Annotated in this window: 13 protein-coding genes; 6 read left to right on the top strand and 7 right to left on the bottom strand. The window is 70.6% G+C overall.

Translation table 11 applies throughout. The features are described 5' to 3' along the window. Positions 1-63: 63 nt before the first annotated feature. The 4 genes from ACFWRV_RS16370 (at position 64) to ACFWRV_RS16355 (ending at position 5,214) form a co-directional block, all read left to right on the top strand. Positions 64-825, top strand: a complete 762-nt coding sequence (locus ACFWRV_RS16370) for an isoprenyl transferase (RefSeq protein ID WP_384334802.1) — start codon at positions 64-66, stop codon at positions 823-825. Between the two features lie 381 nt (positions 826-1,206). Next, positions 1,207-2,529 (top strand): PhoH family protein, encoded by a 1,323-nt coding sequence (locus ACFWRV_RS16365; RefSeq protein ID WP_384334539.1) that lies wholly within the window; start codon positions 1,207-1,209, stop codon positions 2,527-2,529. Between the two features lie 389 nt (positions 2,530-2,918). After that, entirely contained in the window at positions 2,919-3,632 is a 714-nt protein-coding gene (locus tag ACFWRV_RS16360; protein ID WP_384334536.1) for a transglycosylase SLT domain-containing protein, read from the top strand. Positions 3,633-3,822: 190 nt separating this feature from the next. Further along, a complete protein-coding gene (locus ACFWRV_RS16355) occupies positions 3,823-5,214 on the top strand; it encodes an AI-2E family transporter (protein WP_384334533.1) in 1,392 nt (463 codons plus the stop codon). Between the two features lie 98 nt (positions 5,215-5,312). On the opposite strand, the gene ACFWRV_RS16350 is transcribed toward ACFWRV_RS16355, so the two are convergent. Then, a complete protein-coding gene (locus ACFWRV_RS16350) occupies positions 5,313-5,849 on the bottom strand; it encodes an alkyl hydroperoxide reductase (RefSeq protein ID WP_384334530.1) in 537 nt (178 codons plus the stop codon). Positions 5,850-5,861: 12 nt separating this feature from the next. Continuing rightward, on the bottom strand, positions 5,862-6,416 hold the full coding sequence (locus tag ACFWRV_RS16345; RefSeq protein WP_007452441.1) for a peroxiredoxin: 555 nt from the start codon (positions 6,414-6,416) through the stop codon (positions 5,862-5,864). A 133-nt stretch (positions 6,417-6,549) separates the two neighbouring features. Here ACFWRV_RS16345 and ACFWRV_RS16340 point away from each other — a divergent pair, with 133 nt between their 5' ends. Beyond that, a complete protein-coding gene (locus tag ACFWRV_RS16340) occupies positions 6,550-7,542 on the top strand; it encodes a hydrogen peroxide-inducible genes activator (RefSeq protein WP_384334527.1) in 993 nt (330 codons plus the stop codon). Positions 7,543-7,604: 62 nt separating this feature from the next. Here the strand turns inward: ACFWRV_RS16340 and ACFWRV_RS16335 are convergent, their stop codons facing one another. The 5 genes from ACFWRV_RS16335 to ACFWRV_RS16315 form a co-directional block, all read right to left on the bottom strand. Then, positions 7,605-9,998, bottom strand: a complete 2,394-nt coding sequence (locus tag ACFWRV_RS16335; protein ID WP_384334524.1) for an ABC transporter permease — start codon at positions 9,996-9,998, stop codon at positions 7,605-7,607. After that, positions 9,995-10,681: an ABC transporter ATP-binding protein gene (locus ACFWRV_RS16330; protein ID WP_384334521.1), complete on the bottom strand. Its 687-nt coding sequence runs from the start codon at positions 10,679-10,681 to the stop codon at positions 9,995-9,997. The genes ACFWRV_RS16335 and ACFWRV_RS16330 overlap by 4 nt, the downstream gene beginning before the upstream one ends. After that, positions 10,678-11,202: a PadR family transcriptional regulator gene (locus ACFWRV_RS16325; RefSeq protein ID WP_006127228.1), complete on the bottom strand. Its 525-nt coding sequence runs from the start codon at positions 11,200-11,202 to the stop codon at positions 10,678-10,680. The genes ACFWRV_RS16330 and ACFWRV_RS16325 overlap by 4 nt, the downstream gene beginning before the upstream one ends. A gap of 109 nt (positions 11,203-11,311) precedes the next feature. Beyond that, complete coding sequence (locus ACFWRV_RS16320; protein ID WP_384334518.1) at positions 11,312-11,599, bottom strand: hypothetical protein; 288 nt, start codon at positions 11,597-11,599, stop codon at positions 11,312-11,314. Next, on the bottom strand, positions 11,596-12,567 hold the full coding sequence (locus ACFWRV_RS16315; RefSeq protein WP_384334515.1) for an SPFH domain-containing protein: 972 nt from the start codon (positions 12,565-12,567) through the stop codon (positions 11,596-11,598). Before ACFWRV_RS16315 ends, ACFWRV_RS16320 begins: the two co-directional genes overlap by 4 nt. A 239-nt stretch (positions 12,568-12,806) precedes the next feature. Here ACFWRV_RS16315 and ACFWRV_RS16310 point away from each other — a divergent pair, with 239 nt between their 5' ends. After that, positions 12,807-15,038, top strand: coding sequence for a transglycosylase domain-containing protein (locus tag ACFWRV_RS16310; RefSeq protein ID WP_384334512.1), 2,232 nt, complete (start codon positions 12,807-12,809; stop codon positions 15,036-15,038). Positions 15,039-15,063 lie beyond the last annotated feature (25 nt).

Below are 15,063 nucleotides of genomic sequence, written 5' to 3'. Positions count from 1 at the left end.
CCGGACCCCCGGCGACGGGGAGGGCGGGCCCCGGGCCCGTACGGAACCGAGAGGGTGAACGCAGTGAACTTCCGCGACCTGGTGTACAGGCTCTACGCGCGCCGGGTGGAAGGCCGCCTGGACCACGACCAGGTGCCGAAGCACATCGGGGTCATCCTCGACGGCAACCGGCGGTGGGCCAAGGCGTCCGGCGGATCGGCCGTGCAGGGCCACCAGGCCGGTGCGGACAAGATCTCCGAGCTGCTCGGCTGGTGCGACGAGACCGATGTCGAGGTCGTCACCCTGTGGATGCTGTCCACGGACAACTTCGACCGGCCCGAGCACGAGCTGAAGCCGCTGCTCGGCATCATCGAGAACACCGTGCGCAACCTGGCCGCGGACGGGCGCTGGCGCGTCCACCACGTCGGCACGCTCGACCTGCTCCCGGCGGAGACGCAGACGGTGCTGAAGGAGGCCGAGGAGTCGACGTCCGGCATCGACGGGATAATCGTCAACGTCGCGGTCGGCTACGGCGGCCGTCAGGAGATCGCGGACGCGGTGCGCTCCCTGCTCCTGGAGCACTCGGAGAAGGGCACGACCTTCGAGGAGCTGGCCGAGGTCGTCTCCACCGACCTGATCTCCGAGCACCTCTACACCCGGGGCCAGCCCGATCCCGACCTGGTGATCCGGACGAGCGGCGAGCAGCGGCTCTCGGGCTTCATGCTGTGGCAGAGCGCCCATTCGGAGTACTACTTCTGCGAAGTTTTCTGGCCGGCCTTCCGGAAGGTCGACTTCCTCCGGGCGCTGCGCGACTACGCCGCCCGCCACCGCCGCTACGGGGCCTGAGCGCCCCTGTCGCACGTGTTGCCCGATGGCTCCCCTCTTATAGGGGGGCCATCGCGTATGTCCGGGGTCATCGCGCGTCCACCGGGACTTCGCCGCACCGTGTCATATGCAGCGGCATGGCTTCGCACGGAAAAGGGAATACCCCTGTCAGGTCGACGTCCGGTCATCAACCAGGCGGATGTCGCATCCAAGTGAGCGGTGCCAAGACCGCTCGCCCGGGAGGCCCTTTGCACACGAAGGACCGTAGACAGTCTGCGGCCGACGCGGTGGCCGTGGTCCGGCCCGTGCACGGGGCCCGATCCCGGTCCGTCCTCTCCCTTCGGGAAGCTCCGCGACCGTCTGTCGCACTCCCCGACCTCGTCCGAGGGGGTACGTCCTTCCGTGGTGACCAGTAGCAAGCGCCGCATGCCCGACCGGCGCACATACGTTCTCGACACCAGCGTCCTGCTGGCCGATCCCGGTGCCATGGCCCGCTTCGACGAGCACGAAGTCGTGCTGCCGATCGTCGTGGTCACGGAGCTGGAGGCCAAACGGCACCATCCCGAGCTCGGCTACTTCGCCCGGCAGGCCCTGCGCCTGCTGGACGACTTCCGGGTCCGGTACGGCCGGCTGGACGCCCCGATCCCGCTCGGGGATCTGGGCGGGACGCTCCGCGTCGAGCTGAACCACTCCGATCCCGGCGTCCTGCCCGCCGGCTACCGGTTGGGGGACAACGACTCACGGATCCTCGCGGTCGCCCGCAGTCTCCAGGCCGAGGGGTACGACGTCACGGTCGTCTCCAAGGACCTGCCGCTCCGCATCAAGGCGTCCTCCGTCGGCCTCCTCGCCGAGGAGTACCGCGCGGAGCTGGCCATCACGGACTCCGGCTGGACCGGTATGAGCGAACTGTCCCTCGCCGGGGAACAGATCGACCTGCTGTTCAGCGAGGAGACGCTGTACGTCCCCGAAGCCGCCGAGCTGCCCGTCCACACCGGCCTGGTCCTCCAGTCGGAGCGCGGCAAGGCGCTCGGCCGGGTGACGGCCGAGGGCAACGTGCGGCTCGTGCGGGGCGACCGGGAGGCGTTCGGCATCCACGGGCGCAGCGCCGAGCAGCGCATCGCGCTCGACCTCCTCCTGGACGCGGACGTCGGCATCGTGTCGCTCGGCGGACGCGCGGGCACCGGCAAGTCGGCGCTGGCCCTCTGCGCGGGCCTGGAGGCGGTGCTGGAGCGCCGGCAGCACAAGAAGGTGATGGTCTTCCGCCCGCTGTACGCGGTGGGCGGGCAGGAGCTCGGCTATCTCCCCGGCAGCGAGGCCGAGAAGATGAGCCCCTGGGCGCAGGCGGTCTTCGACACGCTCTCGGCGGTCGCCGGGCGCGAGGTCATCGAGGAGGTGCTCGGGCGCGGGATGCTGGAGGTCCTGCCGCTCACCCACATCCGCGGCCGGTCGCTGCACGACGCCTTCGTGATCGTCGACGAGGCGCAGTCGCTCGAACGGAACGTCCTGCTGACCGTGTTGTCCCGCATCGGGGCGAATTCGCGTGTCGTGCTCACCCACGACGTGGCCCAGCGGGACAACCTCCGGGTCGGCCGGTACGACGGAGTCGTCGCCGTCGTCGAGAAACTGAAGGGCCATCCGCTGTTCGCGCACGTCACGCTCACGCGGTCGGAGCGTTCGCAGATCGCCGCGCTGGTGACCGAAATGCTGGAGGAAGGCCACATCTGACCTGCATGCCCCATTGATGCCGCCCGGCGAGCCAAGGAGCTTAGCCGGGCGGCATTGTGCTGCGCCGTCATTTCCGCAAAACCGGAGGGCCAAACGGGGTGTGACCTTTCCCACGCAACACAGAATTGCCTCGCGGTGTCCCCGTCCGGCAGAGTCTTGCTTCCGTCAGGCCCCGCATACGGCACTTGGGCACCTCCAGAGGCGCCACGCACCACACAACTCAACACGAGACGCCCGTATGCCGCCCGCGAGCACCACGCGGCAGCCTCCTCACCGGGGTTGCCCATCGGGCCCGTGCCTCCCGTGACCCACGCAGTAGGGAGGCCAGTGCCAGGGGCACGAACGCGCCCGCGAGGTCACCTAAGCGGACGATGCTGGAAGGACACCATGTGAGCCGGATCTCGGTCCGGGGGTTCGCCGTGGCATCCGCCACCGCGGTCACCACCGTAGGCGCCGTCGTAGGCGTTGCTGCGGGCGGCACACCTGCCGCCGACGACAACAACTTCGAGGCGGCCGCAGCCGACACCACGCTGCTCGCAGACATCCCCGCGGGCCAGCAGGCCCAGGTCCAGACCGCTTCGCTGACGCAGCAGGCCGACGCCCAGGCGTCCGCAGCCGACGCCTCCGCGAAGAAGTCGGCCGAGGAATCGGCCCGCATCCAGGCCGCCAAGGACGCCAAGTCCAAGAAGCAGGCGGCCGAGGACCGGATCGAGGCCGAGCGCAAGGCGGAGCAGGAGAAGAAGGAAGACGCCGAGCGCGCCAGCCGTTCCTCCGTCCGCGACGCCTCCTCGTTCTCCGCGCAGGGTTCCTACAGCGTGGCCGAAGTCCAGGCGATGGCCCGTCAGATGGTCCCCGCGGACCAGTTCCAGTGCTTCAGCAACATCGTGAACCACGAGTCGACCTGGAACTACCGCGCGACCAACCCGTCCTCCGGGGCGTACGGTCTGATGCAGGCGCTCCCCGGCCACAAGATGTCGTCCGCCGGCGCCGACTGGCAGACCAACCCGGCCACCCAGATCAAGTGGGGCCTCAGCTACATGGACGGCCGTTACGGCAGCCCGTGCGGCGCCTGGTCCTTCTGGCAGGCCAACAACTGGTATTAGAGGGAGCGGGCGGAAGTCCACGGACCGCCCTCTCAACCTCGCGAGGCCCCCCACCGTCCAGACGGTGGGGGGCCTCGCGCGTGTACGGTCGCATCCCGGCGGTCCCGGAGCACGTCGAGCGGTGCGCAGAGAAGGCGCCGAGAAGCGTCGCGGGGCGCTGGAAGGCGAAGATGGGGGAAGGAAAGCAGGCATGTCGAAACTACCGGGCTGGCTGGGCCGCTTCGGGTCCGAACTGACCGCGCTGGGCGCGCGACTGGACGAGCGCCGCGCGAGGGCCGCCGCCGATGACGAGCCCTTCACGGCGAAGGGGGCCGCCCCCGGGGCCGACGACCCCGGGCAGGTGCCCGCGCCTCCCTCGTACGCCCCCTCGGTCGCCGCCAAGCCGGATCCGGTGGCGGCGATCCCGTGGGGGATGCGGGTCGCCGCGGAGGCCGGCTGGCGCCTGCTCGTCCTCGCCGGGACGCTCTGGGTGCTGATGCGGGTGATCAGCGCGGTCGAACTCGTGGTGCTGGCCTTCGCCGCCGCGCTGCTCGTCACCGCGATGCTCCAGCCGACCGTGGTCCGGCTCAAGCGGTTCGGGCTGCCGCACGGGCTCGCGACCGCCGTGACCGCCGTTCTCGGGTTCGTCGTCATCGGCCTGGTCGGCTGGTTCGTGGTGTGGCAGGTGATGGAGAACCTCGACACGCTCTCCGACCGCGTCCGTGACGGCGTCGACGAGTTGAAGCGCTGGGCGCTCGACAGTCCCTTCCACGTCACCGAGTCGCAGATCAACGACCTCGCCAAGAACCTCAACGACACCATCGGCACCAACACCGAGGAGATCACCTCCGCCGGGCTCCAGGGCGTCACCGTGATGGTGGAGTTCCTCACCGGGCTGCTGCTGGCGATGTTCTCCACGCTGTTCCTGCTCTACGACGGCCGGCGCATCTGGGAGTGGTCGCTCAAGCTGGTGCCCGCCGCCGCCCGCCCCGGCGTCGCCGGAGCCGGACCGCGCGCCTGGCGCACCCTGACCGCGTACGTGCGCGGCACGGTGCTCGTCGCCCTGATCGACGCCATCTTCATCGGCTTCGGCCTCTACGTGCTCAATGTGCCGCTCGCGGTGCCGCTGGCCGTCTTCATCTTCCTGTTCGCCTTCATCCCGCTCGTCGGCGCCGTGGTCTCCGGGGCGCTCGCGGTGGTCGTCGCGCTGGTCACCGAGGGGGTGTGGACCGCGCTGTGGGCGCTGGTGGTGGTCCTGGCGGTGCAGCAGATCGAGGGCCACATCCTGCAGCCGTTCATCCTCGGCCGCGCCGTCCGGGTCCATCCGCTCGCGGTGGTCCTCGCGGTGGCGACCGGCGGTCTGGTCGCGGGCATCGGCGGCGCGGTGGTCGCCGTACCGCTGGTCGCCGTGATCAACACGGTGGTCGGCTATCTGCGGTCGTACGGGGAGCCCGGCGAACGGGGCGGTCATCATGGGGCCACCGCCCTGTCGATGACCCCGGCGTACGCCGGGCCCGCGCCGACGCCACCCGGTCCGGCGGCGGGGCCCGCTGACGCCCCGGTCGAACGCGCGCCGGAGAACCGGCCGCCGCCGCAGGAGTAGCCGGAACGGCCGGCACGGCACGGAACGGAACAAAAAGAAGAGCCCCGGGGACGGTCGGTCGTCCTCGGGGCTCTTCTCGTATCAGGGGTGGCGCGGTGTCACTGCTCGGCGAGTACGGCCTCGGCGTCGAGGGTCACACCGACCGCCTGGATCACCGAAGCGACCTTGACGGCTTCCTGAATGGTCTCACGGTCCACGCCGGCCTTGCGGAGCACCTGCTCGTGGGAGTCCAGGCACTGGCCGCAGCCGTTGATCGCGGAGACGGCGAGCGACCACAGCTCGAAGTCGACCTTCTCCACGCCCGGGTTGCCGATGACGTTCATCCGCAGGCCCGCGCGGAGCGTGCCGTACTCCGGGTCCGACAGCAGGTGCCGGGTCCGGTAGAAGACGTTGTTCATCGCCATGACGGCGGCCGCCGACTTCGCCGCGGTGTACGCCTCCGGCGACAGGTTGGCCTTCGCCTCGGGCTCCAGCTCGCGCAGCACCTTCGGCGAGCGCGAGGCGATCGCGCACGCCAGCACGGTGCCCCACAGCTGCTGCTGCGGGAGGTCGCTGTTGCCGATGACCGAGCCGAGGTTCAGCTTCAGGTCCTTGGCGAAGTCGGGTACGGCGGACTTCAGTTCGTCGAGAGCCATGTCGGTATCAGCTCACTCGCCCGAGAGGAGCGCGACCGGGTCGAGGGTGTTCTCGCCCTTGGTCCAGTTGCACGGGCACAGCTCGTCGGTCTGCAGGGCGTCGAGGACCCGCAGGACCTCCTTGGGGTTACGGCCCACGGAACCGGCGGTCACCATCGTGAACTGGATCTCGTTGTTCTGGTCGACGATGAAGACGGCGCGCTGGGCGAAGCCGTCCTCGCCCTCGATGCCGAGGTCACGCATGAGCTCGTGCTTCGAGTCGGCCAGCATCGGGAAGGGCAGGTCGGTCAGGTCCGGGTGGTCCTTGCGCCAGGCGTGGTGCACGAACTCGGAGTCACCGGAGAAGCCGAGGACCTGGGCGTCGCGGTCGGCGAACTCCTCGTTCAGCTTGCCGAAGGCGGCGATCTCGGTGGGGCACACGAAGGTGAAGTCCTTCGGCCACGCGAAGACGATCTTCCACTTGCCCTCGTAGGTCTTGTGGTTGATCTGCTCGAACTCCTTGCCGCTCTCCAGCGAGACACAAGCAGTCAGGTCGAACTCGGGGAACTTGTCACCGACAGTGAGCACGCGCTCTCCTTGCAACGTCTGGAATTCCCCTTTTGAGGGTCTTCCTGAGGGTTGGACGGGCTCCACCTTGGCACAGAGTGCATTGATCACGGAAATAGCTACACTCGGTCCAGATGATCGGAGGTGCCTATCAGTGGTGCAGGTAAATCAGGGCCTACGCCCCAAGCAGTCCGGTAAGTCGCCCGCCAAGCAGCCCAGCCTGTCGCAGCTGCGCGCCTTCGCGGCCGTGGCGGAGCATCTGCACTTCCGGGACGCCGCGGCAGCAATCGGGATGAGTCAGCCCGCACTCTCCGGAGCGGTCTCCACCCTGGAGGAGGCACTGGGTGTCCAGCTCATCGAGCGTACGACGCGCAAGGTCCTGCTCTCGCCCGCGGGGGAGCGGCTCGCGGTCCGGGCCGGAGCGGTGCTGGAGGCCGTCGCCGCGCTGACGGAGGAGGCGGAGGCGTTCCGGGCCCCGTTCACCGGGGTCCTCCGGCTCGGCGTGATCCCGACCGTCGCCCCGTATCTGCTGCCCACCGTGCTCCGCCTCGTCCACGATCGCTACCCGGACCTCGACCTCCAGGTCCACGAGGAGCAGACCTCCTCGCTGCTCGAAGGGCTCGCCGCCGGGCGGCTGGACCTGCTGCTGCTCGCCGTGCCGCTCGGGATGCCGGGGGTCACCGAGATCCCGCTCTTCGACGAGGACTTCGTGCTGGTCATGGAGCAGGACCACTGGCTCGGCGGCCGCTCGGACATCCCCCGCGACGCGTTGCGCGAGCTGCCGCTGCTGCTGCTCGACGAGGGGCACTGCCTGCGCGACCAGGCCCTGGACATCTGCCGCGAGGCCGGCCGCACCCGGGGCGCGCCGGTCACCACGACCGCCGCCGGGCTCTCCACCCTGGTCCAGCTGGTCGCCGGAGGGCTCGGGGTGACGCTGCTCCCGCGCACCGCGGTGACGGTGGAGACCGGCCGCAACGAGGCGCTGGCCACCGGGTACTTCGCGGACCCGGCGCCCACCCGGCGGGTTGCGCTGGCGATGCGGACCGGGTCGGCGCGGGGCGGCGAGTTCGAGGAGTTCGCGGCCGCCCTGCGCGAGGCGATGAAGCCGCTGCCGGTGCGGGTGATGGACCACCCCGACGGGGACTGAGACGTACGCGGCCGGGACCCGGTCCTTCCGGGCCCCGGCCGCGTACGGGGATCACGCGGGTGTCACTCGGTGCGCAGCCCCTCCGGGCGCATCATGCGCCACAGCGGCGGCAGCGACAGCAGGGTGACCAGCACGATCAGCGCGCCCCCCGCGCCCACCATCGGCCAGAACAGCCACCAGTCGGCGACCGACTTGCCGATCATCCAGGCGAGCGTCCCGCCGAGACCCAGGCCGCCCGCGACCGCGACCGCGAGGCCGAGCGCCACCGGCACGGCGGTCTGCCACAGCACCGACCAGCCCAGCGTGGAGCGCCGGGTGCCGAAGGCGACCAGCACCGACAGCAGCCGTCTGCGCTCGCGCAACTGCTCCAGCTGGGAGACCAGCATCGAGGCGGCGATCAGCAGCAGCACCACGGTCGCCCCGACCCGGAGGCCGGTCTGCACGCTGTCGTACTGGCGGTCGCGCGCCACCGAGTTGAGCTCGACGAAGCGCATCCCGGGATCGATCGCGATCGCCGTGTTGCGTACGTGCTCGGCGACGTCCGGCACGCTCTCGTCGACCCGGATCTGCGCGACGATCGTGGCGCCGGGCAGCTTGCCCGCGTCCAGCGCCCCGGTGGTCGCCATGATCCCCCAGTGGACCTCGCCCGTCGGGTCCTCGCGGCCGGTCACGGTCGGGGTGTCGGCGGGCAGCGTCCACCGGAACGGCTTGCGGCCCATGCCCTCGCCGATCAGGACCGTCCTGCCCTTGCGCGCGGTCTCGTCCACCCAGTCGGCCTGCCCCTGGTCGCCCGGGGGGTGCACGACGAAGGCGTCGCCGTCCTCGCAGGCGTCGATCCGGGCCAGTTCGCGCAGGGTCGCGCAGGTGCCCACGGTCAGCGAGGTGGTGGGCTGGATCTCGTCGTCCGTGTACGTCCCGGGCTTCGTCGCGTACGCCTCCACCGAGCCGATCACCAACTCGACGCCCCGAGTGGCGCGGAACCGCTCGATGGCGGAGGTGGCGGCCTCGCCGGTGACGTCCTCGGAGTACGCGGCGAACTGGGCCCGCGAGGGGTCCTGGCCCGTCACCCGGTGGAAGTCGGCGTTCATCGCGGCGAACAGCATCTGGAGAGCGATCGCCCCCGCCACCGCGACCGTCACACCGCTGACCGCGCGGGACGCGGCCCCGCTGCTCAGCTGGAGCCGGCGGGTGGCGAGCTGCCAGGGCACCGGGCCGCCGCGCAGCCGGTTCACACAGGCCTCGACCAGCCACGGCAGCAGCAGCGCGAGACCGACCAGCGTGAGCACCGCGCCCGAGGCTATGGCGACCGGGTTCACCGGCTCGTACCCGTTGGTGCGTCCGGTCGAGGCGAGCACCGCCAGACCGGACGCCGGCATCAGCAGCCGCCACCAGAGCCGGCGGCCCCGCGCACGCCCCCGGCGTACGACGCCGAGCGGCTCGATCACCACGGACCGCATCGCGACCAGCGTGACGAGCACGGCGGTGAGCGGCACCGCGACGGCGATCAGCAGCGCCAGCGCGGGCGCGGGCACCAGGTCGGCGGGGAACGCGCTGACGTCCCAGATCTCCACCGAGCCGACGAACTCCCGGCCCACCAGGAAGAGCATCCATCCGATCAGCAGCCCGAGCACCGCCCCGAACAGGGCCTCCCCGGCGGCGATCCGCCGGGTCGTCCGGATGTCCGCGCCGACCAGGCGCAGTGCGGCCAGCCGGCGGTCGCGGCGGTCGCCGCCGAAGCGCACGGCGGTGGCGATGAAGATCGCGACGGGCACCAGCAGCACGACGCAGACCATGACGACGAGCACGATCAGCAGCGGCGGAAGGGGGTCGCCCGCGCGCTCGTCCCCGTACCCGGCGAGGCGGTGGCCGCCCTTGGCGGTCGTCAGGGTGTCGCTGCCCGCGTAGTAGAGGAGTTCGCCCGGGGAGCGCAGCCCGGCGTCTCGAATCGTGCCGGTGATCTCGTACGGCAGCCGCTCGCGCAGCAGCTCGTTGCCCGGGGTGGTGAGCAGCTCCTTCAGCGCGGGGGAGACCACCATCGTGTCCGCCCCGGGGAAGCGGTCGACTCCCGGCGGCACGACGGGACGTGAACCGTCCGGGCGCATCAGATACCCCGCGACGGTCCGGTCGCGGTACTCGGAGGTGGCGTTGATCCGCACCACCGAGGTGTCCGTCTTCGTGGCGTTCGCGTCGGGCGAGTCGGAGATCCGGGTCTCGCCGCGGGCCTGCTCGCGCGCGCTCTGCTCGTCGAGCAGATGCGGTACGGAGGAGGCGAGCAGCAGCAGCGCGACGCCGAGGCCGACGCCGACGGCGGTCAGCAGCGTACGGATCCAGCCCTCGCGGCCGCCGGCGGCGGCGAACCGGATGCCGAGGCCGAGATCGCGGAGGGTCGCCGCGCCCCGCGAGGGTGGCGCGGGACGCGGGGGAGCCGCGGCCCGCTTCTCGTCGAGCAGGGTCATACGGCGTGCTCCAGATCGCGGGCCCGGCCGTCGCGCACGGTGACGTCGCGGTCGGAGTAGGCGGCGACCCGGGCCTCGTGGGTCACCAGGACCACGGCGACGTTGGCGGAGCGGGCGGCCTCGGTGAGCAGCTCCATGACCCGCTCGCCGTTGAGGGAGTCCAGCGCGCCGGTCGGCTCGTCCGCGAAGATCACCTTCGGCGACGCGGCCAGGGCGCGGGCCACGGCGACCCGCTGGCCCTGGCCGCCGGAGACCTCGCCGGGGCGCTTGGCCCCGACGTCGTCGACCTCCAGGCGCTCCATCCACGCGCGGGCGGTGCGCTCGGCGGCCTTGCGCTTCACGCCGTTCAGCCGCAACGGCAGGGCGACGTTCTCCACGCAGGTCAGCTCCGGGACGAGCTGGCCGAACTGGAAGACGAAGCCGAAGTCGCTGCGCCGCAGGGCGCTGCGCTCGGCGTCCGACATCGCGGACAGCTCGCGGCCCGCGTAGGTGATGGTGCCGGAGTCGGGCGTGATGATCCCGGCCAGGCAGTGCAGCAGGGTCGACTTGCCGGAGCCGGAGGGGCCCATCACGGCGACGACCTCGCCGGGATGCACGGAGAACGACGCGCCGTCCAGGGCCGGCGTGGAGCCGTAGGTCTTGCGCAGCTCGTGCGCGGCGAGCAGGGAGCCTTCGGGAATCACGGAGCCACCACCTTGGCGAGCTGGTCGAGCCGGGCGGCGGTCAGTTCCAGCCAGCGCAGATCGGCTTCGAGGTGGAACAGGGCGTGGTCGCAGATCAGCTGGTCGGCCAGATCGCCCTTGCGCTTGCGGTCGGTGAGGATGCGCATCATCCGCAGGTGCGCCGAGCGCTGGGTGTCCAGCAGATCGGCCGCGCTGCGGTCGGTGAGCAGCGCGAGGACGACCTTGGTGTAGAGCGTCGACTGGAGGTAGGGCTCGGGCTTCTCGGGCTGCGCCAGCCACTGCGAGACATCCGTGATCCCGGCGTCGGTGATGGCGTACCGCTTGCGCTCGGGGCCTCCTTCGCTCTCGACGCCGTCGACCTCGACGAGCCCGTTCTTCAGGAGCCGGGACATCGTCGAGTAGACCTGGCCGTAGTGGAGCGGGCGGTCCTGGCCGAACTTCTCGTCGAAGGTCCGCTTCAGGTCGTAGCCGTGTCGGGGGCCGGACTCCAGGAGCCCGAGGAGGGTGTGACCGATAGACATGAGGAGCACTGTACACGGGGTGTATACCCTTGATGTATACGCGTCCGAAAGGCGACCCCGGCCTATGGAGCGGGCCGGGGTCGCTGTGTCGCCGGGGTGGGAGAGAGGGCTACGGGGTGTCCTGATCGCCCGCCGTGGGCGGGGTCTCCGGCTCCTCCGGCGGCTGTCCGGGCGGTCGCCCCCGCCGGGCGATCGGCCGTGCGGACCCCGGCAGCCGGCCCGCCTCCGCGAGCGCCCGCCGCAGCAGGAACTCGATCTGCGCGTTGGCGCTGCGCAGTTCGTCGGAGGCCCAGCGGGCGAGTGCGTCGTGCACCGCGGGGTCCAGCCGCAGCAGCATCTGCTTGCGCTGCCGCGACCGGGCCGCCGGTGTCCGCCGGGGAGGCGTTCGGTCGGTCACTGGTAGAGGGAGCCCGTGTTGAGGACCGGCTGGGCCGCGCGGTCACCGCACAGCACGACCATGAGATTGCTGACCATGGCGGCCTTCCGCTCGGAGTCCAGCTCCACGATGTCCTGCTCGGCGATCCGGGTCAGGGCCATCTCGACCATGCCCACCGCGCCCTCGACGATCTGCTGGCGGGCCGCGACGACCGCGCCGGCCTGCTGGCGCTGGAGCATCGCGGAGGCGATCTCGGGGGCGTACGCGAGGTGGCTGAAGCGGGACTCGATGATGCGGACGCCCGCGGCCTGCACCCGGGCGGTCAGCTCGGCGGCCAGCTTCTCGGTGATCTCCTCCGCGTTGCCGCGCAGCGAGAGGCCGTCCTCCTCGTGGGCGTCGTACGGGTACTCGATGGCGATGTGCCGGACGGCCGCCTCGGTCTGGGTGGAGACGAACTCCAGGAAGTCGTCGACCTCGAAAAGCGCCTGCGCGGTGTCCTCGACCTTCCACACGACGATCGCGGCCAGCTCGATCGGGTTGCCGTAGGCGTCGTTGACCTTGAGGACGGCGGTCTCGTGGTTGCGGACCCGGGTGGAGATCTTCTGGCTGGAGGTCAGCGGGTTGACCCAGCGGAGCCCGTCGGCGCGGATGGTGCCGACGTACCGGCCGAAGAGCTGGATCACCCGGGCCTCGCCCGGAGCGACCATCTTCACACCGCTCATGCAGAAGAACGAGATGATCACGAGGAGCACCCCGAAGATGAAGAGCGGGACGCCGACCGCATTGTTCCCGTCCGGCCCGACCACGCCGCCGACGATGGCGAGGCCGACCCCCGCGATCACCCCGAGCACCGTGGCCAGCAGCCCCAGGCCGCCCGGGATCGCGTGCGCGAGTATCTCCCTGACCTGCGGTGCGGGCATGTCGGGAGCGTCGATGGAAAGATCCGCCGCCGGGGCGTCCGGGTGGTGGTTCTCGTGCTGTCCGGTCATGGGGTCCCCCGTTCGGCGCGGTATCGCACCGCGCTAGCAATGTGCTTACACATTATCGATTCTCGCAACCTTGTCCACCCCTGGGGAGTCGGTTCCTAGGGAGCGGGTGCTGATTCTCACGTCCGTAAAAGACCGGATCGCTTGTCTTTTGTCCCTGTCGTCGGTGTTAGCTGGCAGGTCTGAGCGAACTGAGGAAACCGAGCGAACCGGTCGAGCAGAGAAGCGGGAGCAACACACCAATGGGTCGAGCGGATGCGCGACGAGCCCAGGCGCAGGAGTCGCGCCGGGCCCCGAAGAGCGGCGGCATACGCAGACTCTTCACGTGGAAGAAGCTGCTGGGCACGTTCTTCGGGATCGTCCTGCTGGGCATGGGCGCCTTCGGCGCGCTCTACCTGTACGTCGACGTCCCCGCCGCCAACTCCATGGCGGAGCGGCAGAGCAACGTCTACCAGTACAGCGACGGCACCGTCCTCGCCCGGACCGGCAAGGGCGTCAACCGCCAGATCGTCGACCTGGACGAGGTGCCGAAGAAGGTCCAGCACGCCTTCGTCGCCGCCGAGAACAAGACCTTCTACAAGGACCAGGGCGTCGACCTGAAGGGCACCACCCGCGGTCTCCTCAACACGCTCAGCGGCAAGGGCAAGCAGGGTGGCTCGACCATCACCCAGCAGTACGTGAAGAACTACTACCTGACGCAGGACGCCACCGTGAGCCGCAAGCTCAAGGAGCTGGTGATCTCGCTCAAGGTCGACCAGAAGAAGTCCAAGGACGAGATCCTCGCCGGGTACATCAACACCGCCTACTACGGGCGCGGCGCCAGCGGCATCCAGGCCGCCGCCCAGGCCTACTACGGCATCGACGCCAAGGACCTGAACGTCTCCCAGGGCGCCTACCTCGCCTCCCTCCTCCAGGCCCCCAGCCAGTACGACTGGGCGACCGCCACCGACACCGGCAAGAAGCTGGTCAAGGAGCGCTGGGCCTACACCCTGCGCAACATGGTCGAGATGGACTGGCTGACCGAGTCCGAGAAGGCGAAGCTGGAGTTCGCCCGCCCGCAGAAGCCGAAGCCCGCCGCGGGCATGGAGGGCCAGACCGGCTACCTCGTCGAGGCGGCCAACAAGGAGCTGGAGAAGCAGGGCGTCTCCGCCGAGGACCGCGACGCGGGCGGCTGGACCTTCACCCTCACCGTCGACAAGAAGCGCCAGCAGGCGCTGGAGAAGTCGGTGGACGACCAGCTGGAGTCCAAGCTCGACCGCGAGGGCAACAAGGTCGACGCCACCGTCCAGGCCGGCGCCACCTCCGTCGACCCGAAGACCGGCAAGGTCGTCGCGCTGTACGGCGGCGAGGACTACATCAAGCACTACATCAGCAACGCCACCCGCCAGGACTACCAGCCCGCCTCCACCTTCAAGCCGCTGGTGCTCGCCTCCGCCCTGGAGAACGAGTCGACGACGCAGGACGGCAGCCTCATCGGGCTCAACACCGTCTACGACGGCACCAGCAAGCGGCCCGTCGTCGGCAGCGACACCCCGTTCGCCCCGCAGAACCAGGACGACCGCAGTTACGGTCCGGTCTCCGTCCAGAAGGCCTTGAACAGCTCGGTCAACTCCGTCTTCGCGCAGATGATCGTCGACGTGACGCCCTCCGCCGTCAAGGAGACCGCGCTCGACCTCGGCGTACCGGACAAGAACTTCCCCGAACGCCCCGCCGTCACCCTCGGCACCATGAACGCCTCGACCTGGGACATGGCCGGCGTGTACGCCACGCTCGACAACCACGGCCAGAAGGTCACCCCGCACATCGTCCAGTCCGCCGAGCACCGCGACCGTACGGTCAACGCCGAGAAGCCCAAGCGGGAGCAGGTCATCAGCCGCGCCTCGGCCGACACCGTGACCAAGGGACTCACCGGGGTCGTCGACGCCGGTTCCGGCGGCGCGGCCAACAGTCCCGCTTACGACGCGGCGGCCAAGACCGGCACCTCCGAGGACAACAAGTCGGCCTGGTTCGCCGGATACACCCCGGAGCTAGCGACGGTCGTGGCCCTCTTCGGCGAGGGCGACGGCGGCCGCAAGCAGGTCTCCCTGACCGGTACGGCCAATTCCGGCCGCGCCAGCGGCAGCGGCTTCCCGGCGAGAATCTGGGCCGACTACACCCTCGGCGCCCTCGGCGGCGGGTCCGGCAAGACGTTCGACCTCCAGGACGTGGAGCGCGGCGAGGTCCCCGCCCCGCCGACGCCCACCGAGACGCCCTCGGAGGAGCCCAGCGAGTCCGAGGAGCCCACTCCCTCCGACACGCCCTCCGAGACGCCGAGCGAGACGACGCCGAGCGAGACCCCGACCACGCCCGCACCGCCGACCACCAGCCCGCCTCCCACCACGCCTCCCACGAGCCCGGAGCTGCCGCCCCAGCCCGGGGAGGACGACGGCCGGCCGGGCGAACGGCCCGGCGGCAACGGGCTGCTCGGCCAGTGAGGGCCTGACGGCATGAGGGAGGGGG

Origin of the sequence: Streptomyces sp. NPDC058576 (assembly GCF_042718715.1) — a bacterium.
GTDB lineage: Bacteria > Actinomycetota > Actinomycetes > Streptomycetales > Streptomycetaceae > Streptomyces.
Note: the sequence above shows the minus strand (reverse complement) of the source record. Positions and strands in the feature narration are given on the sequence as shown.